Genomic DNA, 20,646 nt, shown 5'->3' with positions numbered 1-20,646 from the left:
CCGCTAAGCTTCACGCGTTTATCCACAGATTATGAAACACTCAAAAAATAACACCCTTTCTCGCAAGACCATCGTGCAACGCACGCTTTGGCTCGTCTTGCTGTTTGTTCTCGCTGGCTCATACGCCTATCCAGGCCCAGCGAACTCACTTATCACTGCTTTTAATCAAGCAACGCATGCAAAGATACCAACGATTAGCTCAAAATTTGCGCTTGGTCTTGATTTGCAAGGTGGTACCAGTCTCGAATATGAGGCAGACCTTTCAAGAATCGCTCCAAGTGAACACCGCGATGCAATGGCAGGTGTTCGTGACGTTATCGAACGTCGTGTAAATACCCTCGGTGTTTCTGAGCCAGTGGTTCAGGTAACACAAGCAGGGGACGCTTGGCGCGTTCAAGTTGAACTCGCTGGCGTAAATAACGTACGCGATGCCATTAAACTTATTGGTGAGACACCGATTTTAGAGTTTAAAGAGCAAAGCACAGAAAAGCCTCGTGATTTAACCGAAGAAGAAAAGCAACAGCTTATACAAAAAAATGGAGAAGAACGAAAAAGCATTGACGAACTCTTGGTAAAAGCAAAAGCTGATCCAACAAGTTTTGAGGCGCTTGCTCGCGAAAACAATACAACCGCTGCACTTAAGTCTAAGGCAGGGGATCTTGGCGAGCTTTCTTTTGACTATAATGATGGTCCTAATGAAGCGATCCGTGTTGCTGCTATCGCGGCAGAACCTGGTACGGTTATTGATCGTGTTTTTGAACAACAGGATTCTTATACGATTGCTAAAGTAGAGTCCATTACAGATAATGGCACTGAAGTAAAAGCAAGCCATCTTCTTATCACCTACCAAGGTAATGAAGGCGGTCTTACATCAACGGTTTCAAAAGAAGACGCACGTAAAAAGATCGATGAATTAAAATCTCAGGCTACACCAGAGAATTTTGCTGATCTTGTACGTCAAAACTCCGTAGAACCAAACGCTTCAAGCACCGCTGGTGAGCTTGGATGGTTTGCGAAAGGAGATATGGTAGAAGCTTTCGAAAATACGGTCTTCTCACAAGAGGTAGGAACCGTTTCTGATGTCGTCGAGTCTCCTTTTGGCTTTCACCTTATCTTAAAGCAAGATGAGCGTGCTTCGAAAAAGGCAAATGTACGTATCATTTCGGTAAAAAAATCACAATCAACAGATATTGTGCCTGCACCAGAAGAGTGGAAGACAACACAGCTCACAGGTAAGCAATTGCAGTCTGCTGTTGTGGACTTTGATCAGCAAACAGGTCAACCACAAGTAGCGCTTCAGTTTGATGACGAAGGCGCAAAACTTTTTGGTGAGCTCACAAAGGCTAATATTGGTAAGCCAATCGCGATCTTCTTGGATGGTCAGCCAATTTCAACGCCAGTTGTTAATCAGGAGATTTTTGGTGGTAGAGCGGTTATTTCTGGCAGCATGTCTATCGAAGAATCCAAAACACTTGCTCGTCGTTTGCAGGCGGGCGCCTTGCCAGTACCGGTTGAGCTTGTATCACAGCAAAGCGTTGGCGCGACACTAGGCGCCGATTCTGTAAATGCTTCGTTGATCGCAGGCCTTTGGGGCTTTATCTTGGTCGCAATCTTTATGATCTTGATGTATCGCATCCCTGGTCTTGTGGCTGTTATTGCGCTTGCACTTTATGCAGCGCTCAATGCAACCGCCTTTAAAGCAATTCCTGTAACGTTGACGCTCGCTGGTATCGCTGGGTTTATTCTCTCGATTGGTATCGCGGTAGATGCAAACATTTTGCAATTCGAACGTCTAAAAGAAGAATTAAAGCTTGGCAAGGCATTACCTCAAGCGCTCGAAGAAGCGTTTCGTCGTGCTTGGCCATCCATTCGTGATGGTCATGTAACGGTGCTTATTTCTTGTGTTGTGCTCTTTGGCTTCTCATCATCTATCATCAAGGGCTTTGCGTTTACGCTTGCTATCGGTATTGGTTTGTCGTTATTTACGGCCGTTGTCGTTACACGAACCTTGATGCGCTATGCTATTAGCACCAAACTTAAGAAGTATCCGGCCTTGTTTCTCGACAAGCGTTCCTAATCTCTACGACTATGAAATCATTCGTTGTTAAATATCGTCACATTTGGTACTCGTTCTCTGCGGTACTTATCCTTGCTTCTCTTATCGGTATTGGTGGTTACGGCATTAAACAAGGTATCGACTTTACCGGTGGCTCTATTCTTGCTGTGCGTTTTGAGCAAAGACCTTCTATCGCTGATACTGATGCAGCACTTCGTGAAGCGGTACAAGATCTTGGTTCCGTTGTTATTCAACCAGCAGGGGAGAGCGATATCCAGATTCGTACAAAAGCCCTTAATGAAGATGAACATGCGGCTGTTATCGAAAAGCTCAGCCAATCATTTGGTACTTCAACCGAGCTACGCTTCGATGCCATCGGCCCTGTCATTGGTAAAGAGCTTCGCACAAAGTCTCTTCAGGGTCTTATTGTGACCTTGCTCTTGATTCTAGCTTATGTTGCTTGGGCCTTTCGTAAGGTTTCGGGCGTTGTAAAGTCTTGGCAGTACGGTGCGGTTACTATTATTGCTGCCTTTCACGATATCATTATCCCGCTTGGTGTCTTTGCCTTCTTGGGTCACTACTATGGAGTAGAAATCGGCACACCGTTTGTGGCAGCGATTCTTACGATTCTCGGTTATTCGATCACAGATACAATTGTTGTTCTTGATCGTGTACGTGAAAATCTCCGTACTCGCGAAGGAAGTTTTGCAGAAATTGTCGAAGCATCCATTCAACAAACAATGTTGCGTTCGTTTAATACATCGGTCACAACCTTGTTGGCCTTAGTCGCTATCTATCTTTTTGGCGGATCAAGTCTTCATGACTTCACCCTCACATTGATTATCGGTATTGCAGCAGGTACGTATTCATCGATCTTCATCGCATCCCCATTATTGGTAACGATGGACAAGTTCTCTCGTCGAAAAAAATAACAAAACACCCACAAATAACGCGCCCCGTGACGCAATGTCGCTGGGCGTGTTATCATTTCGTCTATGGACATCATGCAATGGCTTGTCGATATTCAGGCGCGAGCAATCCTTGTTATCAATGAGACCTTAAATATCGCTGGCTCAGATCCGATATCGGGTATGGGGTATCTTTTTATTAACGGGGGATGGATCATTTTCATTCCAGTCATTTGGTATATTTTAAAGGAGTCGTATCTCAACTATATTCAGAATAAGGCAGGCGCAAAACGACAATGGACACTGTTAAGAATCACTGTCCCAAAAATGCATGAACAGACGGTTAAAGCGGTAGAAAACCTCTTTGCACATCTTGCCGGTGCACACTCTTCGCCTAGTACAAAAGAAAAATGGATTGATGGTATAACGCAAGCGCCAATTTCAGTAGAAATCGTATCCATCGATGGTGTAACAAGTTTTTATGTTTATGCATTAAGCGGCTTGCGTGATCTCATCGAGTCTTCTATTTTTGCTCAATATCCAGACGCAGAAATCGAAGACGTATCAGCGGCTGACTACGCGAAAGTCCCTCCTACAAGCTACCCTGACGCAGAATGGGATGTCTGGGGAGCGGAGCTTACCAACGTACGTCCTGATCCATACCCGCTCAAAACCTACCGTGATTTTGAAGACATGGTATCAGGTGAGTTTAAAGATCCTTTGGCAGCGCTCTTTGAGGTGATGGCACGCTTAGGTAAAGATGAGCAATTATGGTTGCAATATATTTTATATCCAACCGATCAAAAAGAGCCGCTTGCACGTGCAAAAGCTGAGATCGAAAAGATCAAAGGTATTCCAAAGGTAGAAAAGGAGAGCATGTTGGACACGATAGTGCTGTTTCCGTTGCGCTTATTAGGTGTGCTACCGACACCAAGCGCGGGTAGTAAGCCCGAGCTTGATAAAAAAATGACAGGGCTCACATCTGGTGAAAAGACTGTTTTAGAGTCTATAGAGCGCAAAACATCCAAAATCGGCTTTGAGTGCAAAATACGTTTTGTCTATACAGGCAAAAGAACGGCATTTAACAAAGGTAAGGTAGCAGCGGCATTTATTGGTGCTATCAAGCAGTTTAATACCTATAATATGCAGTCATTAAAGCCAGACTTTAAGAAGACGGGTATCTCTGGTTCCATTATCTTGTTTAAAGATAAACGAAACAACGAACGTAAAACGGCGCTTATAAGAGCGTATCGTGCACGTTCGGCGGGCGTTGGTTTAGCGCGTTTCTTTATGTCGACTGAGGAGTTAGCAACATTATGGCATTTTCCTATTCTTCTACAGGCAAAATCACCTGCATTGCGTATTACAGAGTCTAAAAAGCAAGAAGCACCTTCGTATATTCCGTTTGAGTAAGCTTCATGGTAGTATCTTGTTATGCACTTTATCGCACGTCGCAAAACAACGCGGCGTTGTTGCTGACCCACTATGGCACCTGAATATAACCACGATCACGAAAACGAAATTACGCTCTTTGCAGAGACAAATTTTCGTAACCAAAAACGCAAATTCGGTATAAAAACCGACGACAGACGTCGTCATATTTATATTATCGGTAAAACCGGTATGGGTAAGACAACGCTTCAAGAGAACTTTGTCTTAGCTGATATTATGGCCGGTCATGGTTGTTGCTATGTGGATCCGCACGGCGATACAGCAGAAAAGCTTTTAGACTATATTCCGGCTCATCGCATTAACGATGTGATCTATTTTAATCCAGCGGACGTTGATTTTCCGATTGGATTTAATATTCTAGAAACAGAAAACGATGACCAAAAGCATCTTATTGCTTCTGGTTTAATGGGCGTCTTTAAAAAGATTTGGCCTGATGTTTGGAGTCCTCGCATGGAATACATTCTTATCAACTGTATTCACGCTCTTTTGGATTATCCAGGTGCTACATTACTCGGTATTAACCGTTTACTTGTCGATAAAGATTACCGCGCTCGTGTTATTACAAAAATCAAAGATCCTATTGTAAAAACATTTTGGGTAGCCGAGTTTACGCAATGGTCAGAAAAATACGCAACAGAAGCAATTGCACCGGTACAAAACAAGGTAGGACAATTTCTTTCTTCATCAATTATTCGTAATATTGTTGCACAGGTAAAATCTACAATAAATTTACGTCGTGTAATGGATGACGGAAAGATTTTGATTGTAAACCTCGCCAAAGGCCGTATTGGCGAAGATAATATGCGCTTACTTGGTGGGATGTTGGTGACAAAAATCCAACTCGCCGCACAAGAACGACAAAATGTACCAGAAAAAGATCGTCGAGACTTTTATCTTTACGTAGATGAGTTTCAGAATTTTGCGAACGAGTCTTTTGCGAGCATTCTTTCAGAGGCACGTAAGTTTCATTTAAATTTAACGGTTGCGCATCAGTATATTGAGCAGCTCGACGAAAAAGTCGCTGCCGCTATTTTTGGTAACGTCGGTACGATTATCGCGATGCGTGTCGGTGGCGCTGATGCAACAGCCATGGAAACAGAATTTGCACCTACCTTTACGCCAGAAGATCTCGTAAATTTGGCCAAATATCAGATCTATCTCAAGCTCATGGTTGATGGTGTCGCAACACCACCTTTTTCGGCAAATACATTAGCGCCAATCGCAACAAAAACAGACAATCAAGAAAAGGTTATCGCTGTTTCGCGTGAGCGCTATGCAGAGCCGCGTCATATTATTGAAGCGAAAGTTCTTCAGTGGAGTGGCATGGAGGCAAATACTCAGGCTCCAGATGCGCCTGTTAAAGCGGCGCCTATCCCTGCTGCCCTAGAGCAAGCAGTGCGCGAATTTGAAGAAAAGAAAAAACAAGGCGAACAAGCAGATATTATTCCTTCAGGGGATACAACATCTATTTTACCACCAGTTACCGCATCAGAAGAGCCAACGCTTAATGATGCAAATGTTAGCGATAGAGCAGTGCTTGTACCCGCCCAATCAATAAAAGAGAGTTCACTAGACCTTGGTGACGTTGATACAACAGAATACCTTAAGATTCGCCCAGAACGATTAGAGGCAATTAAAGCCTCGATCCCACAGGCACAAGGCAAAAAACAACGTCCTGACTTTCCGCATACCTGTTCGCGTTGTGGCAAGGTCTTTAATCTCGCTATTCAACTTGATACATCGCGCCCAATCTATTGTACGGACTGCCGTCCAATCGTAGCCGAAGAACGCAAGTCAAAGCAGGGGATGATTCGTAGTGTAAAACGTACAGCAGTGCCAGACGAAAAAGTCGCAGCAATTGTTCGCAAAGAAGATGAGGTTCGACCTGGGTTCTCATCAGCATCAGCTCAACCAAATCGTCCACGGATTATTCGTTCAGAGCAACCAGCGCCGCAAGTAAAAATCGTGCCAAAAGCTGATCAAGAAGATGAAGATCTCGATCTTTTAGCAGCTATTAAAAAAGCAAAAGGTGAAGATATTGTTACGAGTAAAAGCGCCCTCGAAGATCGCGCCGGTATGACCGAGGCTATTTCTGAGTTGATTACTAAGCCTGCAATGAACGCAAAGAAAAAGAGACGTCGTAGTCGCAATAAAAAACCACAAGAACAAGCTCAGCAAACATCTAGCTCAGCTTATGCAGGGCAAAAAAGTGATCCAGTAAAACGAGAAGTAGAGCCAACCAAGACTCATACGCTTACGCAAGGGGATAGAGTAAGGTTTGATGACATTGATCTATGATTCTATTTACGCAAATAGCACAGGGCGTTGTTTTGGGTGCGGTACAGGGCCTCGCCGAGTTTTTGCCTGTTTCATCAAGTGGGCATTTGCTCCTTGTTCCGGTGCTTTTTGGTTGGGAGGATCAAGGTCTTTCTTTTGATGTTGTTCTTCATCTCGGTACATTGATCGCTATTTTTTGGTGTTTTTGGTCAGATATTATTGGACTTGCAAAAAACGCTTTACATCCTGCTACAAATAAGAACGAACAATTACATGCGAGAGATGTAATTGTTAAAATCGCTGTCGCTGCAACACCAGCGTTATTGATCGGCTATGTGTTAAATAGCTGGCTCGAAACCCATGCTCGAAATGTGCAGCTCGTCGCGTTTGATTTAGTTGTTTGGGGTAGTTTACTTTGGTACGCAGATTCGCGTGCAACATCAAAAGAAAACATCTCGCTTCTAGAAGCAAAAATCAGCTGGAAACAGGTTTTGAGTATTGCTTTTGCGCAACCACTCGCACTACTCCCAGGAACGAGTCGTTCAGGAATTACGATTACCGCTGGACTATTATCCGGAATGTCCCGTGCTTTAGCGGCGCGCTTTTCTTTTTTTGTCAGTATCCCTGTTATGATGGCGGCAGGCGGTTATGGTTTGCTAAAGCTTTTTCTTGAAGGCGGAATGGAACATCCACTAAAGCTGCTTTCAGGATTCTTGACGGCGGCAATTACCGGTATTTTCGCCATCCGTCTGCTTTTAAGGTATGTTGTAAAGGAATCTTATGTCCCATTTGTCATTTACCGCTATGCGCTCGCGCTCATTATCCTATTTGCTGCCTAGTCTAGGCTTAATTGTTTTTAGTGCATTCGTGCTTTCGGTAACCGCACCTTCTGCTGAGGCGATTGCCGATGCAGATGGTGATGGTATTTCAGACGCAGTAGAGTTACGCTTTGGAACTGATCCACACAATCCAGATACAGACGGTGATTCATTTACCGATGGTCAAGAGATTTGGGCGGCATTTTCACCAACAAGTACTGAGCCAATTCGTTTGATAAAAACGATCAATGTTGATTTAAGTGAGCAAAAGCTTCAGCAACAATTGAGTGGTGTTGTGATTTCAGAATTTACGGTTTCAACAGGTAAGCCAGGAATGAGAACACCAACAGGCACGTTTAAGATTCTTAATAAGCACCCACGAGCATGGTCCAGATCTGCAAAATTATGGATGCCGTATTGGATGGCCTTTACAACGCGTGGCCACGGATTACACGAGTTACCAGAATGGCCTGGTGGTAAAAAAGAAGGCGAAGATCATTTAGGTAAGCCTGTGAGTCATGGTTGTATACGTCTCGGTATCGGTGCAGCAAAAAGACTTTACGAATGGTCAGAAATTGGTACGCCCGTTATCATTAAGCAATAGTCTATGAAACGAAGTGTATTAACAACCATTGTTACTGCAGCTTTCGTTAGCACCCTTTCTTTTCCTGCTACCGTTTCTGCTTCGTATCGACCCATCCCAAATGAGTTTGCGGCGGCGGCTATTTATGTACCGTCAACCAATAAGATGATCTATAGCTTTAAGCCTGATAAGCCACATGCGGCAGCAAGCTTAAGTAAGTTGGTCGCTGGTCTTGTTTTTCTTGATACTCGACCAAATTGGAATACCTCGATGAGGAGTATTCAAAAAGATGAAGTTGGAGGTGGAAGACTTAGGGTTGATGTTGGTACACGCCTCGCATTGCGTGATTGGTGGAACGCCGCCATTGGTGCCAGCGTAAATAACGCGATGAATGTTATTGCGCGTTCTACTGGATTGAGCGAGAGTGCTTTTGCACAACGCATGAATAGCAAGGTAAAGTCCTTAGGCACAACCCAATCCGTTTTTTATGAACCAACGGGGATGAATGAGCATAACATGACGTCCGCGGCTGATATGGTAAAGATCGCCAAGGCTGCTTTTGATCGGTCAGAAATTCAGTCAGCCTCTGTTGCAAGAGGGCATTACTATACGCTCGCTGGAGCATCGCGTTATTACAACACCACAAATGTGAGTTTTTATGACGATTCACAAGTATGGATGAGTGGCGCTAAAACAGGATATCTTCATGAGTCAGAGTACAATCTTGTAACCGAACTTGAGCCTTACTATCCAGACGGAAGTCATGATCCAAAAAAGAAAGTGATCGTTGTTGTTTTAGGCGCTCCAACAAAACAAGGGTCATTTGATAGTGCAAAACGCATGGCATTATGGGCGTGGACTCAAGAAGAAGCCTTTAAAGCAACAAAAGCACTTCCAGGCAATCGAGTTGTTTATGGTATGACGAATGCCGATGTGACTCGCGTTCAGACGATTCTTGCACGTGACAAATCTGTCTACGCCGATGGGCGTGTTACAGGGTATTTTGGCCCACTCACCCTCGCAGCAGTCAAAAAATTTCAAGAAAAATACGGCATCGCAAAACCTGGCGTATTGGGCTATGGCCAAGTCGGTCCAAATACCTGGGCAAAATTAGTAGAGATAGAATAAGAATAAGGCAGCACTTAATTAAAAAGCCATCACGCGAGGTGATGGCTAAAGCAAAGATAGTATGTGACTAGTTCGTTGGCATGCCTAGAGTTTGATGAAGCGTAGTGAGAAACTCCTCTTTCTCCCTATCTCCGCCACCCCTCTGTTCGATGAGATAGAAATTCACCGCCACGATGGCAAGCCCGCATCGAATTCCTAGTTCGGTATCTGATCGACTAGGAGCAGGAAACCCGACAAGGTCACGCCAAACAGGTGGGGGCGGATTGGTGATGACCAAGGGCTGGGCATTTGGTCCTAAGGCGTCCGCTGTTGTCTCTATGAGCCTCGCCATACCAGATTGAGTCAGAGCTCTTTTCAGTAGACGGATTTCAAATTCATAGGCTCGACGTTCACCGGAGGCATAGGTGGACTCGGTGCCGACAGTGGGCTCGATCCCGCTGATAAGGTGGTCATGCGCATGTGACAACTCATGAGCAATCCCCAAACCAAACCACAGTTCGGTAAAAAGATCCTCTTCAGGCAGGATTAGCTGCTGACGATCTCGTGCGTACTGCATTGTAGCGGGTACGAAGAACCTGTTCGCTCGAAGCTCTTCTGGATTCGAGACAGTGATCTCAAGGATCCTGGCAGTAGGGTTGTTGAACGAGTCTTCTTGAGACTCGGCCAACCGCGTTGTCACGCCGCTGCCAACAAAGATCGTGTAGTAGGCACGATCTTCTAGCATGCGCACGATCTGATATCCAAACATGTCATTCTCGGCGAGAGGTTTAAGAATATCGATATGTCGAGTATGCGTTTGGTGAAGTTGAGCCATTCTGGCGAAGCGTTCCGCAAAGATTTGTTCTCGTCGATCATTCGCAGTAAGTGTTTGATTAACGGCGTGTTGCGATTGCCACTCAGCAGAGCTTTGCTTCTTCCAGATGATCACGCCAAAAATGACAACGATCAGTACCAACAATACTTTGTATGAGAACAAACGTTTCTGAGGTATCTGATTCAAAGGTTCCGTATTCAAACGGGGCCGATCGCTCTTTCGATGTTTTGACTTTGCTAAAGAACGTTTACGTTGGTTCGTACTCATGCGTATCTCCTTTTTTAACTGAGAGTGAATCCATCCAAGGAGTTATCATAAAATGTAATATTTGTCAATATAATATTTGTCAAAAATGAGGATTCTGCGCATTGACATCGTGGTTGTATTTTGTTATAAACAAAGCCATTTTTATGGACATCCACGCCCTCGAAGAATTACTTAAAGAACGCAAAGAACCAGCCTTTCGCTTAAAGCAAGCGAAGCAGGCATATTTTGTGGAACTTGCCGCCAATTGGGACGATGTCACAACCTACGGTAAGTCTTTGCGTGAGGCTTGTGTGACTGCAGCTCCCTGGGACACGTTAAAGCTCGTTAAAACGCTTACAGCACCACATGGTGATACGGTAAAAACATTATTTGAATGTCATGATGGTCAAAAAATCGAAGCCGTACTCATGCGTCACGAAGATGGGCGTAATACGGTTTGTGTTTCTTCACAGGTTGGTTGCGCGATGGCTTGCGCTTTTTGTGCGACCGGTACTATGGGACTTACGCGCAATCTGTCAGCGGCAGAAATTTACGAGCAAGTGATTTACTTTGCTCGTTGGCTCAAACAAGAAGATAAGGGCGAGAGAGTCACCAATCTTGTATTAATGGGAATGGGTGAACCGTTTCATAACTACGATAATGTCATGAAGGCATTACGCGTCTTAAATGATGGCGAAGGCTTTAACCTCGGCGCTCGTCATATGAGTATTTCTACGTGTGGGATCGTGCCTGCTATTTTGAAATTAGCCGAAGAAAATCTTCAAGTAAACCTTGCGATCTCAATTCATGCTGGTACAGATGAGACGCGTAATAAGTTTATGCCGGTCAATACACCGTATAATCTCGAAAAACTTCTTGCAGCAGTCCATACCTATATGGAAAAGACAAATCGCAAAGTCATGTTTGAGTATCTTCTCTTAAAAGGGATTAATGATTCGTTCGAGGAGGCAAATGCATTGGCAGATATTTTAGGTCCAGATTATCGTCTAGTCCATGTAAATGTTATCAAGTTTCATCCAACCGAATCATTTGATGCGACCAATAAAGAAAATCGTATTGAGTTTGTTCGATGGCTCCATGATCGTGGCGTACCTGCAACGCATCGCGTGACATTTGGCGAAGACATTGACGCTGCCTGCGGTCAGCTTGCCGTAGAAGAATCCGAAGGCGTTACGCATCAAGGCCTCGAAGCAACGCGTATCAATCGCGCCAAAAAACAACACAAGGTCTTAAGTAAGTAATATGCTCGAAAATCGTTTACCGCCAAAAGGTGCTCGCGTCCTCGTCGGGATGTCCGGCGGGGTGGATTCGAGTGTCTCAGCGGCATTACTCGTTGAGCATGGTTGTATTGTTGAAGGTGGCTTTATCAAAAACTGGTCTGACTCCGTAGATCTTTGGACAGGTGAGTGTCAGTGGCGCGGCGAAAGACGTGACGCTATTCGTGTTGCTGCAAAACTCGGTATTCCATTACATACATTTGATTTTGAAGAGACCTATCGCGCACGCGTGATTGATCGCATGTTTGCAGAATACGCTGATGGCATCACGCCAAATCCAGATGTCTTATGCAATGAAGAAATAAAATTCGGACTCTTTTTTGAAAAGGCAAAAGAGCTTGGTTTTGATTATATCGCCACCGGCCACTATGCGCGTTTACGTGAAGATGAAGACGGTCAAACGTATCTCCTAAAAGGCGCGGATGAAAACAAAGATCAAACCTATTTTTTACACCGAGTTTCACAAGAAGCGCTTAGACAGTCCGTTTTTCCTATCGGTCACTTACAGAAAAATGAAGTACGTGATTTAGCTAAGAAATTTGAATTACCTACAGCGCAAAAACCTGATAGCCAAGGTATTTGCTTTGTTGGAAAAATTGATTTTCATGATTTTTTACGAAAAAAGAACAAGGCACAACCAGGTGATATTGTTGATAAAGACGGCAAAAAACTTGGCAAACATGATGGGCTTGATGCTTATACCATCGGTCAAAGACATGGCTTGCTTGTAACGAGCGAAAGCAAAAGCTGGTATGTCGCAAAAAAGAATATCAAAAAAAACGAGCTCATTATCGTAAACGACCGCGAAGACCCGCTCATGTATTCATCTGAGGCTTTGTTGCGTAATACTCATTGGATATCTAGAACCCCCACAAGTGTGGGGGCGGGGGGTTCAGAAGGGCCAGGGGATGATTCTGAGCGAGTGGAGGTAAAGTGCGCTATTCGTTATCGTCAAACACCGATGACGTGTTCTATCAAAAAACAAGGAGATTATTGGCATATTGTCTTTGCAGAACCGGTTTGGGCATTAGCCCCAGGTCAATCCGCGGTACTCTATAAAGACGACGAATGTCTCGGGGGTGGCTTCATGGAGGATTTATCAGTAGACTCACAGCATGAAGAATAAATCAGGACGATTTGCTTGGATGATAGCTATTTATCTTCTTTGTTTTGTATTGGCTATCTTTGCTCCATCGTTGCATTCACAAGGGCGTTTTGGGCTTTCAGAAACGGCATTAGAAGAATTTACCATTTTTCTCTTTGGAATGGTTGGCTTAGGTGTTTTTGTAGCCTATGGTCGTCTCATCGAAGAACACCTCGAAGAAGAAAAAGCAGAAGAGATGAATCACGATAAAACCAAACAAGAACTGATAGAGTCCTATGCTTATATCGGAACCATTAACCGAAAAATTGAATTATTAAAAAAGGTATCTAATCAAACCTCGTTAAACTTTATTCGGGGTAAGGGTTGGTCAAAAGATCTTTTTCAAGCACTTGTTACACATGCGAGCGCATCTGTTGGGGCAAAAGCTTGCTTGTTACGTATTATTGATACACCACACCTCAGAACCGAAGCAGAACATACGCATAGCACTGGGCATCAATTTGTCTTTAAAGTTTCAAATAAAGATCTTTTAGCTGTTCCTGAGCGCGGCGTAAGTCATGCCTTTATCGCCTCAGAAGATGGTAAAGAAGTTCTGGTGATTCCGTCAGAAGGTGTGCATTCGTCAAAGGCATTTTTACTACTTATCCTAGACGAAAATCAAATCCCAGAAGTTGATGTTTCTTTGTTAAAAGTATTTGCAAACCAAGCGGAGATGTTGCATCGGCAATCAAAGCATTGACAGAAACGTCATTTTGCTATAATAAAATAAACAGTTTTGCACTTTGAAAAGGAGTATCTGATGAAAAGAAGTAAGCGAGGATACAAAACTCCGCCAAGTGGTATTGATATCATAATGCTCACGAACTTTATGCAAGGGATTACTGACAAGTATCCCAAATACAAGAGACATTATAACCTCAAGAAAGAGGTCTGGAAAAAGACATTTGGCATGAATGATTATGTTCATGCCGTTAATGATCAGGTGTTCTCAGGCGCAGACACTAATCCTGTAGATTGTTTGCTGAATCTTCCAAAAAAAGAATCAAGTATTTATAGCGCGTTAGCGATAAAATGCATTGATGCCATTCTTCGGCAAGACGTTGAGGCGGACGCTAGTCTTATTAACGCATTGACCAAGTGCGTTGTTTTGCAGCGGCCAGTGCGCAGAGTGAATCATTCATTACGCAGTGTAAATAGCGTTGAAACGGTGATTCATGCCCAGGCCTTGCTTTTGAAAAAATCACAAGATAACGGCACGATCGCACGCACGGTGCTGCAATCCTTTGCGACGGAGCTTATAGACGTACCGCTCTACGAGCACGTGCTCATAATAGCGGAAGCGATGCGGGTGCTCTCGGTGACGCTATCTATGGATCCTGATGTGATCAAGAAATATGCACAAGTATGCGAGTCTCTCGGTGATATGAGAGAAATACTCCTTCACAACACCGATGTCACGACTCTAGGATCGGTGTCGCTCACAAAAGAGGAGCTTTGTCACTGGCAGGATGCATATCATGTCTATCAGGCTTGGCAGAAACCAGTCTCGCATTGTCGAACCGTCATCGATGAGCTAAATAGTTTGCACTATAGAGGCACAGGGCTCTACCTCGCGCGCCTTTTGTATCTCGAGCATCGAGATAAGTTTCGTCGGTACTTTAAGAATGAGTTACATCGTATCGAAGACGATGTAGTACGCGATGAGATACTGCTTCTGTTTTGCGGAAACTGTGATTTTTATTTGGATACGGCTCAGAGTAGGTTCATTTGCTATCTTGAGCAAATGTCAGCTACAGAGACAAAGATGAAGGCGTTAATCTGCGCCGTGCAACGGATGGAGCGGGTTTCTGACCTCGATTCAACGTTGCGATATCTCCTTGCTTTGAAGAATAAAAAAGAGCGAATCATTCTGATAGCAACACTGCTCTATAGCTGCGATATCAAGATTGAAAGCCTGCTCACAAATCAACGTCGCGATCATGAGCGTTACGATATTGTGCCTAAGCATAACTAGTAATGTCATGAAATGAACTAATGCCCCGGGTAACTGGGGCTTTTTATTGTCATAATGACGGGGCGGTGACGTTTAGGTAGAATAACGCTATGCAAAAGCCCTCCTCTTGAGCCTATTGGCTGTTCTACTTCTTTGGACGCCACAAAAAGCACAGGCGATACCTGCGCCAGAGATTGTTACCAGTGTTATCACGCAAGGGATGCAGTTATTCGGTTTTTTACAGCGCTGCTCTTAAGTTTTTGGCGGCTCTCTCTGCAAGATTTAGCGCAAGCAAATATAGAATGGTATTTATTGTGGTATTTTCTATCATCATTGGGATCCTTATCGGAGGTGGTATTTTGTATTGGTGGCTTAGTACGCGAACGCCATTAAAGGGAAATGATCCATATAACGCGACATCAACCATCATTACGGCAACCACGACCCAAACAAGCGTAACGAGCACGCAACCAATAACAGAGTTTGAGGACTACCAACTCTACAAAGCGCAAGAAGAGCAGCTTGTTGCGTCACTCGTATCAAAGTATAAAACATCACCGCAAGAATCTGCAGCGCTTTTAGGGATTGCTTATAGTCCTTTACCGCAAGACACAAATAGTCAATTTGTTGCCTCGTATTACGAAGCTGTTGATCATAAGCAATTTAGTAAGGCTTTTGCGATGACCGGAGCCGCAAGTAGCGAGGCTGAACTTATAAGCTGGTATCAAAACGCGCTTCATATTGATGTTTTACAAATGAAGCCAGTTTCTGCGACTCAGCGGCAGTTACTCGTTGCTATTCGTGAATATGGCGTATTAGATCTCTACGAAGTTGTTCAAGAGGTCTTGATGACCAATGGCCAACCAGCGAAATTAAAATTACTCTCTTCAAAGAAGATAAAAACCATTTCAGTTGATGAAAAGGCAGAAAATTCACCTCTTTCAATAAAGAATGCGGTCGTTGGTGATTGGATCAAAGAAAAGAAAGATATAGTGATTTTGGATGCGCGCGAAAACCTCGAACGAAAAAATGGGTATATCCCTGGCAGTATCCATGTGCGCGGTTTTGATGCGATCGAACATCCTGAATTATATTTACCGTTAGATAAACCTATTGTCGTTTATTGCTGGAGCGGTGGTCGCGGGAGTGAGATTGCCAGCGCTTTACGTGATAAGGGTTATCAAGCCTATGCATTAGAAAATGGTGTAAATAGTTGGGTAAATGAGTATCACGGCATCTGGACAGGAACGCTCTCATTTTTTGAAACTTACCCGCAATTCGCTGATATAAAATCAAAAAAGGATTGGCAAAAGAGTATGCAAAAAAATCCTGTCGTGATCGATGCTCGTGAAGAGTATCAGATTCTTGCTGACCCGCAGGATAGCATTGTTCGTATCCCGCTTTTCTCAACAAGTAATACCGATGTTGAAAATAGCCTCGCTTTAATCCCAAAAAACTCATCGGTTACGGTAATCTGTCAGCAATACGCGAACTGCTTTGGTGCAAAAATAATTGCACAAACATTGTATATGCGAGGGTATCAAGTACTAGGAGCTTATGATCTTTCTCGATAAAGATGATATCCAGCAAAACAATGTTGGTTCAAAAGCGTACCAGTTACATCGTCTTAAAGACGTAGGTTTTCGAGTACCAAATTTTCTCTGTATTGGTTTTCAGCAAATAAACCTTGTTGATTCTAAAAACGAATGGACTGATGAGGAGAGAAGCCGTATCCAAAATGAAATTGGGGACGGTCCTTTTGCCGTTCGTTCTGCTTCTGACATAGAAGATCAAGCAGGTCATTCTATGGCGGGGCAATTTATGACATTGCTACCAGTTGCGTTTGATGGGTTGCTAGATGCAATAAAAAAAGTGTCAGCATCAAATAGAGAACGCGCACCAAATGCTCGTCATGCGCTTATCGTGCAACATTGCCTTCTACCGGATGTCGCGGGCGTAGTATTTACAAGATCACCTATAGATCCATTTTGCATTCAGTGTGATCAGGTAAAAGGATTTGGAGAAATGTTAGTAGCTGGAAAGCAAACACCAGACACGAGCTTTTATCCAAGGCGTTATCAACCGGCATTAACGGGAGTTGATAAACGTTTATGCCAGCTCGCGTTAAGTGTTGAGCGATTCTTTGGCATGCCTCAAGATATCGAGTGGTGTGTGGTAAACCACGAGGCATATCTTTTACAATCACGGCCAATCACAACAATAAACGTAGAACAAGAACGATTTTTTCAAAAAATAGAAGAAACGCTGCCGCGCCATGCTTATGATTATGTGCAAGATGGTTATGCAGAGTTAGCGCCTCACGCGGATGCCTTTATGCTTGAGTTGCTACAAGGTCTTTTTCAAAAAGATGGACCTGTTGAACGCGCCTATAAACGATTCGGTATAAAAGGCACAATCACGAGTCCTTTACGTGTGATCGGGCAAACCGTTTTTGTTGATACGGCTATTGAGCGCGCTTTGTTTCAAGGTGGTTTGCGAGGATGGCTCAATCAAGCAAGATTACAAAGAGCAAAACTTCAAGCAAAGCCATTCATAAATGAGCTTCGTAATAAAATGCATTCTACTCAAGCGCCATTAGTAACTACATTAGATGAGATGTTGCATTGGATCTATCAAGAATATGAAAGTGTATTTGCAGCAAATCTTCTTTCTACGAGTCTATTGGAGGATGCAAAATTTGCAAAAAAGCGCTGGCCACATCTTAAGCCACATGAGCTAATCGATGCAGAAGATGTAATAGCGGCTCCAATGCATGTGATTGGCAATGTCTTTAGTCTCTCTGACACGAGCGTCTTTTTGCCTAGGCAGTTTCTTGTGAGACCAAAGAATAATCAACAATCTCTACGCTTAGAAGATCGATATTTGTCAGCAGCTATTTATGCGGATGCAATACGTGAATACGGTCGTTGGTATGCGGTAATGCTTATGAACGCATTACGAGAATGGTTAAAGCAATATCAACCAGACGTACTAACAACAAGGCAAGCAAAGCCACAGTATGGGCTACCGAGACGCCTATCGACGGCAATGTTTCGACCAAGTGAATCGCTCTATTTATCGGCAGGTAAAGCGAAGGGCATAATTGTGATGCTTGAACAGATCGATACAGTACAAGATCCAATACTCTTTACGCACGAATTAACGCCTGACTTAGCAAGCTATTTACCAAAGTTAAGAGGGATTATCACTTCAGTTGGTGGAACCTTGTCTCATATGGCGATCGTGGCACGCGAATATCATATCCCCATACTTAGACTTCCAATGATAGATGTTGATTGGGTAGGTAAAGAAATAACACTAGACTCTGAGGCGAAAGATCTATTCTTGCTCTAAACCCTTCTTTTCGGTAGGATCAGCACATTCCACTTTCTTATGACATTGTCTGAAATTCGCCAAAAATACCTTGATTTCTTTAAATCTAAGGACCACGTCATCATTCCTTCGGCATCGATTGTGCCTGAGAATGACCCTACCGTTTTATTTACGACGGCTGGCATGCAGCCGCTCGTACCTTTTTTGGTCGGTACTCCTCATCCATCAGGCAAGCGTCTTACCGATGCGCAAGTCTGTTTGCGTACCGATGATATCGACGAGGTAGGGGACAATCGTCATCTCACCATGTTTGAGATGTTGGGTAATTGGTCGCTTGGTGATTATTTTAAAGAAGAGTCAATCGGTTATTCTTTTGAATTTTTAACATCTGATAAAGGGCTTGCTTTAGATCCAAAACGTATTTACGTGACGGTATTCGAAGGTGATGCTGACGCACCTCGCGACGAAGAATCTATCGCGCTTTGGCAAAAAGCGTTTGCGTCAGCCGGCATTACTGCCGAGGTTGGTGTTTCAGAAAAAGACGAACCAACCAAAACAGAAAAGGGCGCACGTATTTACGCGTATCCAAAAAAGAAAAACTGGTGGGGTCCTGCTGGGTTAACCGGTCCATGCGGTCCAGATACCGAGATCTTTTATGATACAGGATTGCCTCACACAGAAGGCTTTGACGTTGTCTGTAATCCAAACTGCGATTGCGGTCGTTTTGTCGAGATTTGGAATAACGTCTTCATGCAATACAACAAAACGGCAGAAGGTACTTTTGAGCCACTCGCACAAAAGAACGTTGATACAGGCATGGGTCTTGAGCGTATCACTACAATCAAACAAGGTTCATCGACGGTTTTTGATATTGAAGTGTTTCAATCAATCTTTGACGCTATTAATGCGCTAGCTGAGAAAACTCCACAAGAGGCAGAGCGCTCTTATCGCATCATTGCGGATCATATTCGTGCAGCGACCTTTGTGATTGGTGATCAAAACGGAGTAGCGCCTTCAAATGTTGGTCAGGGATATATTGTTCGTCGATTATTACGTCGTGCAATTCGCGAAGGTAAACGCATTGGTATCAACGAAATGTTCACCGCTAAAATCGCTGATGAAGTTATTCGTCTTTTTGGTGATCACTATACTCAGCTTACAAACAATCGCGAACGCATCATCGAAGAGATGAACAAAGAAGAAGAAAAATTCGGCCGTACCATCGAGAACGGTATGAAGGAGCTCGAAAAGATGATGGCAAAAGGTGAGGTTTCTGGTGAACAAGCATTCTTGCTCTACCAGTCTTTCGGATTCCCAATTGAGCTTACCGAAGAATTACTTCAAGAAAACGGTAAACAAGTCGACAAAGAAGCTTTTGCTGCAGAATTTAAAAAGCACCAAGATCTTTCGCGTACGGCCTCTGCGGGTGCTTTCAAAGGCGGTCTTGCTGATCACAGCGAAGAAACCACGCGCTTACACACAGCAACGCACTTATTGCATAAAGCGCTAAAAGTCGTTCTTGGTGATCACGTCGAGCAAAAAGGTTCTAATATCACGGCCGAGCGTTTACGCTTTGATTTTTCACATCCACAAAAAATGACGGACGAAGAAAAGCAACGTGTAGAGGATATGGTTAATGACGCCATTCGTCGCGACCTTCCTGTTACCTCAGGAGCATATACAACAGACGAGGCAAGAGATATGGGTGCGCTTGGTTACTTTGCGGATAAATACGCTCAACTTGGTGGTAATGTCACGGTCTATACAGTGGGGGATTATTCAAAAGAAATCTGCGGAGGTCCACATGTCACACACACGGGCGAGCTTGGATCCTTTAAACTCGTCAAAGAAGAGGCAGTTTCGGCAGGTGTCCGTCGCATCAAAGCAACTGTAACTGGTCCACAAAAGTAAAAAGAAGGTCATTTGACCTTCTTTTTTCTTTAGCGTTAGATAAAAGCGACTGGTAACTTTAAACAAAGGCACAAAGATCATGACGCGAATTCACGACATCTTTTTCTTTGTTGAGGGTTGTTTGGTGATATTTCTTGATCCAGAGAGCCAGCAATTCTCGGGGCGGTATATCGCAGATAGTAATGCGCTTGCTTTGATGCTCAAAGATCATCGCGACTATTTACCTCAAAGATATCTAGAAGACATCGATCGCACGGTTCTCTCGGGTAAGGTATTCTCGTCACCTGCTACAGGTCTTGAACGAAGCTATAATCACGAGGAGTCGCGTTATCTCTGCAAGCGCTTGCAGAAAATGAAAGAGCTCTCATCGTCTAAGCAAATAGTAAAGACATTGTTATCAAGAAGAACGCAGCTCTGTGAGTTCAAGTTCTTTCATGGGGTAGAGCAAAAATACGTTGCTATTGGCATCAAATATTCAGATGCTCAGCACTCAGTTGCTCTACTCACATCATATGAAGATGCCACAGCGCTCTTTCGTTTGGTGGGTATGAGCGATGATGAATTGCTATTTTACCAGGGACTCCTATTAAAAAATGGATTTCCTGAAGTAAGACCCACTTCCGAACAAGTCTATTTCTGGGGTCAGATGGCTTTCATTATTAATGTGGTGGCGCTAAAAGAAAAGATAAGTGAACTCAACTAAGTACTTGGCGAAAAACAAGGA

Annotated in this window: 16 protein-coding genes; 15 read left to right on the top strand and 1 reads right to left on the bottom strand. The window is 43.7% G+C overall.

Going from position 1 to position 20,646, the window contains the following annotated elements; genetic code table 11:
- The first annotated feature begins 31 nt into the window (after window positions 1-31).
- From secD to H6759_03515, 7 genes are all read left to right on the top strand, one after another.
- The gene (secD, locus tag H6759_03545; GenBank protein USN52082.1) at window positions 32-2,077 is read left to right on the top strand and encodes a protein translocase subunit SecD; all 2,046 of its coding nucleotides are present in this window, start codon (window positions 32-34) and stop codon (window positions 2,075-2,077) included.
- An 11-nt stretch (window positions 2,078-2,088) separates the two neighbouring features.
- Window positions 2,089-2,988 (top strand): protein translocase subunit SecF, encoded by a 900-nt coding sequence (secF, locus tag H6759_03540; protein ID USN52081.1) that lies wholly within the window; start codon window positions 2,089-2,091, stop codon window positions 2,986-2,988.
- Window positions 2,989-3,051: 63 nt separating this feature from the next.
- On the top strand, window positions 3,052-4,377 hold the full coding sequence (locus tag H6759_03535) for a hypothetical protein (protein USN52080.1): 1,326 nt from the start codon (window positions 3,052-3,054) through the stop codon (window positions 4,375-4,377).
- Between the two features lie 72 nt (window positions 4,378-4,449).
- On the top strand, window positions 4,450-6,714 hold the full coding sequence (locus tag H6759_03530; GenBank protein ID USN52079.1) for a type IV secretion system DNA-binding domain-containing protein: 2,265 nt from the start codon (window positions 4,450-4,452) through the stop codon (window positions 6,712-6,714).
- Window positions 6,711-7,532 carry an undecaprenyl-diphosphatase UppP gene (uppP, locus tag H6759_03525; GenBank protein USN52078.1) on the top strand — a complete coding sequence of 274 codons (822 nt, stop codon included), beginning with the start codon at window positions 6,711-6,713 and terminating at the stop codon, window positions 7,530-7,532. The genes H6759_03530 and uppP overlap by 4 nt, the downstream gene beginning before the upstream one ends.
- Window positions 7,533-7,560: 28 nt before the next feature.
- Window positions 7,561-8,115, top strand: coding sequence for a L,D-transpeptidase (locus tag H6759_03520; protein ID USN52077.1), 555 nt, complete (start codon window positions 7,561-7,563; stop codon window positions 8,113-8,115).
- A gap of 3 nt (window positions 8,116-8,118) precedes the next feature.
- Window positions 8,119-9,222 (top strand): peptidoglycan-binding protein, encoded by a 1,104-nt coding sequence (locus H6759_03515; protein ID USN52076.1) that lies wholly within the window; start codon window positions 8,119-8,121, stop codon window positions 9,220-9,222.
- Window positions 9,223-9,289: 67 nt separating this feature from the next.
- Here H6759_03515 and H6759_03510 read toward each other — a convergent pair whose 3' ends face one another.
- Entirely contained in the window at window positions 9,290-10,303 is a 1,014-nt protein-coding gene (locus H6759_03510) for a hypothetical protein (protein USN52075.1), read from the bottom strand.
- Between the two features lie 143 nt (window positions 10,304-10,446).
- Here H6759_03510 and rlmN point away from each other — a divergent pair, with 143 nt between their 5' ends.
- The 8 genes from rlmN to H6759_03470 all read left to right on the top strand — a co-directional run bounded on the left by rlmN (window position 10,447) and on the right by H6759_03470 (window position 20,625).
- On the top strand, window positions 10,447-11,544 hold the full coding sequence (gene rlmN, locus H6759_03505) for a 23S rRNA (adenine(2503)-C(2))-methyltransferase RlmN (protein ID USN52074.1): 1,098 nt from the start codon (window positions 10,447-10,449) through the stop codon (window positions 11,542-11,544).
- Between the two features lies 1 nt (window position 11,545).
- Window positions 11,546-12,706: a tRNA 2-thiouridine(34) synthase MnmA gene (mnmA, locus tag H6759_03500; GenBank protein USN52073.1), complete on the top strand. Its 1,161-nt coding sequence runs from the start codon at window positions 11,546-11,548 to the stop codon at window positions 12,704-12,706.
- Complete coding sequence (locus tag H6759_03495) at window positions 12,696-13,424, top strand: hypothetical protein (protein USN52072.1); 729 nt, start codon at window positions 12,696-12,698, stop codon at window positions 13,422-13,424. The genes mnmA and H6759_03495 overlap by 11 nt, the downstream gene beginning before the upstream one ends.
- Before the next feature lie 60 nt (window positions 13,425-13,484).
- Window positions 13,485-14,699, top strand: coding sequence for a hypothetical protein (locus tag H6759_03490; GenBank protein USN52071.1), 1,215 nt, complete (start codon window positions 13,485-13,487; stop codon window positions 14,697-14,699).
- Between the two features lie 293 nt (window positions 14,700-14,992).
- On the top strand, window positions 14,993-16,252 hold the full coding sequence (locus tag H6759_03485) for a rhodanese-like domain-containing protein (GenBank protein ID USN52070.1): 1,260 nt from the start codon (window positions 14,993-14,995) through the stop codon (window positions 16,250-16,252).
- Window positions 16,236-18,032: a hypothetical protein gene (locus H6759_03480; protein USN52069.1), complete on the top strand. Its 1,797-nt coding sequence runs from the start codon at window positions 16,236-16,238 to the stop codon at window positions 18,030-18,032. The genes H6759_03485 and H6759_03480 overlap by 17 nt, the downstream gene beginning before the upstream one ends.
- Window positions 18,033-18,071: 39 nt before the next feature.
- A complete protein-coding gene (locus H6759_03475; protein ID USN52068.1) occupies window positions 18,072-19,922 on the top strand; it encodes an alanine--tRNA ligase in 1,851 nt (616 codons plus the stop codon).
- Between the two features lie 79 nt (window positions 19,923-20,001).
- Entirely contained in the window at window positions 20,002-20,625 is a 624-nt protein-coding gene (locus H6759_03470; GenBank protein ID USN52067.1) for a hypothetical protein, read from the top strand.
- The last annotated feature ends 21 nt before the right edge of the window (window positions 20,626-20,646 follow it).

The organism is Candidatus Nomurabacteria bacterium (assembly GCA_023898425.1).
In the GTDB taxonomy this organism is placed as follows: domain Bacteria; phylum Patescibacteriota; class Patescibacteriia; order 2-12-FULL-60-25; family 2-12-FULL-60-25; genus HK-STAS-PATE-2.
Note: the sequence above shows the minus strand (reverse complement) of the source record. Positions and strands in the feature narration are given on the sequence as shown.

Excerpts from the sequence above, each read along its gene's own strand:
- mnmA (USN52073.1), top strand. The coding sequence starts at position 11,546 with ATGCTCGAAAATCGTTTACCGCCAAAAGGTGCTCGCGTCCTCGTCGGG.
- H6759_03470 (USN52067.1), top strand. The coding sequence starts at position 20,002 with ATGACGCGAATTCACGACATCTTTTTCTTTGTTGAGGGTTGTTTGGTG.
- uppP (USN52078.1), top strand. The coding sequence starts at position 6,711 with ATGATTCTATTTACGCAAATAGCACAGGGCGTTGTTTTGGGTGCGGTA.
- secD (USN52082.1), top strand. The coding sequence starts at position 32 with ATGAAACACTCAAAAAATAACACCCTTTCTCGCAAGACCATCGTGCAA.
- H6759_03495 (USN52072.1), top strand. The coding sequence starts at position 12,696 with ATGAAGAATAAATCAGGACGATTTGCTTGGATGATAGCTATTTATCTT.
- rlmN (USN52074.1), top strand. The coding sequence starts at position 10,447 with ATGGACATCCACGCCCTCGAAGAATTACTTAAAGAACGCAAAGAACCA.
- H6759_03530 (USN52079.1), top strand. The coding sequence starts at position 4,450 with ATGGCACCTGAATATAACCACGATCACGAAAACGAAATTACGCTCTTT.
- secF (USN52081.1), top strand. The coding sequence starts at position 2,089 with ATGAAATCATTCGTTGTTAAATATCGTCACATTTGGTACTCGTTCTCT.
- H6759_03490 (USN52071.1), top strand. The coding sequence starts at position 13,485 with ATGAAAAGAAGTAAGCGAGGATACAAAACTCCGCCAAGTGGTATTGAT.
- H6759_03515 (USN52076.1), top strand. The coding sequence starts at position 8,119 with ATGAAACGAAGTGTATTAACAACCATTGTTACTGCAGCTTTCGTTAGC.
- H6759_03510 (USN52075.1), bottom strand. The coding sequence starts at position 10,303 with ATGAGTACGAACCAACGTAAACGTTCTTTAGCAAAGTCAAAACATCGA.
- H6759_03535 (USN52080.1), top strand. The coding sequence starts at position 3,052 with ATGGACATCATGCAATGGCTTGTCGATATTCAGGCGCGAGCAATCCTT.
- H6759_03480 (USN52069.1), top strand. The coding sequence starts at position 16,236 with ATGATCTTTCTCGATAAAGATGATATCCAGCAAAACAATGTTGGTTCA.
- H6759_03475 (USN52068.1), top strand. The coding sequence starts at position 18,072 with ATGACATTGTCTGAAATTCGCCAAAAATACCTTGATTTCTTTAAATCT.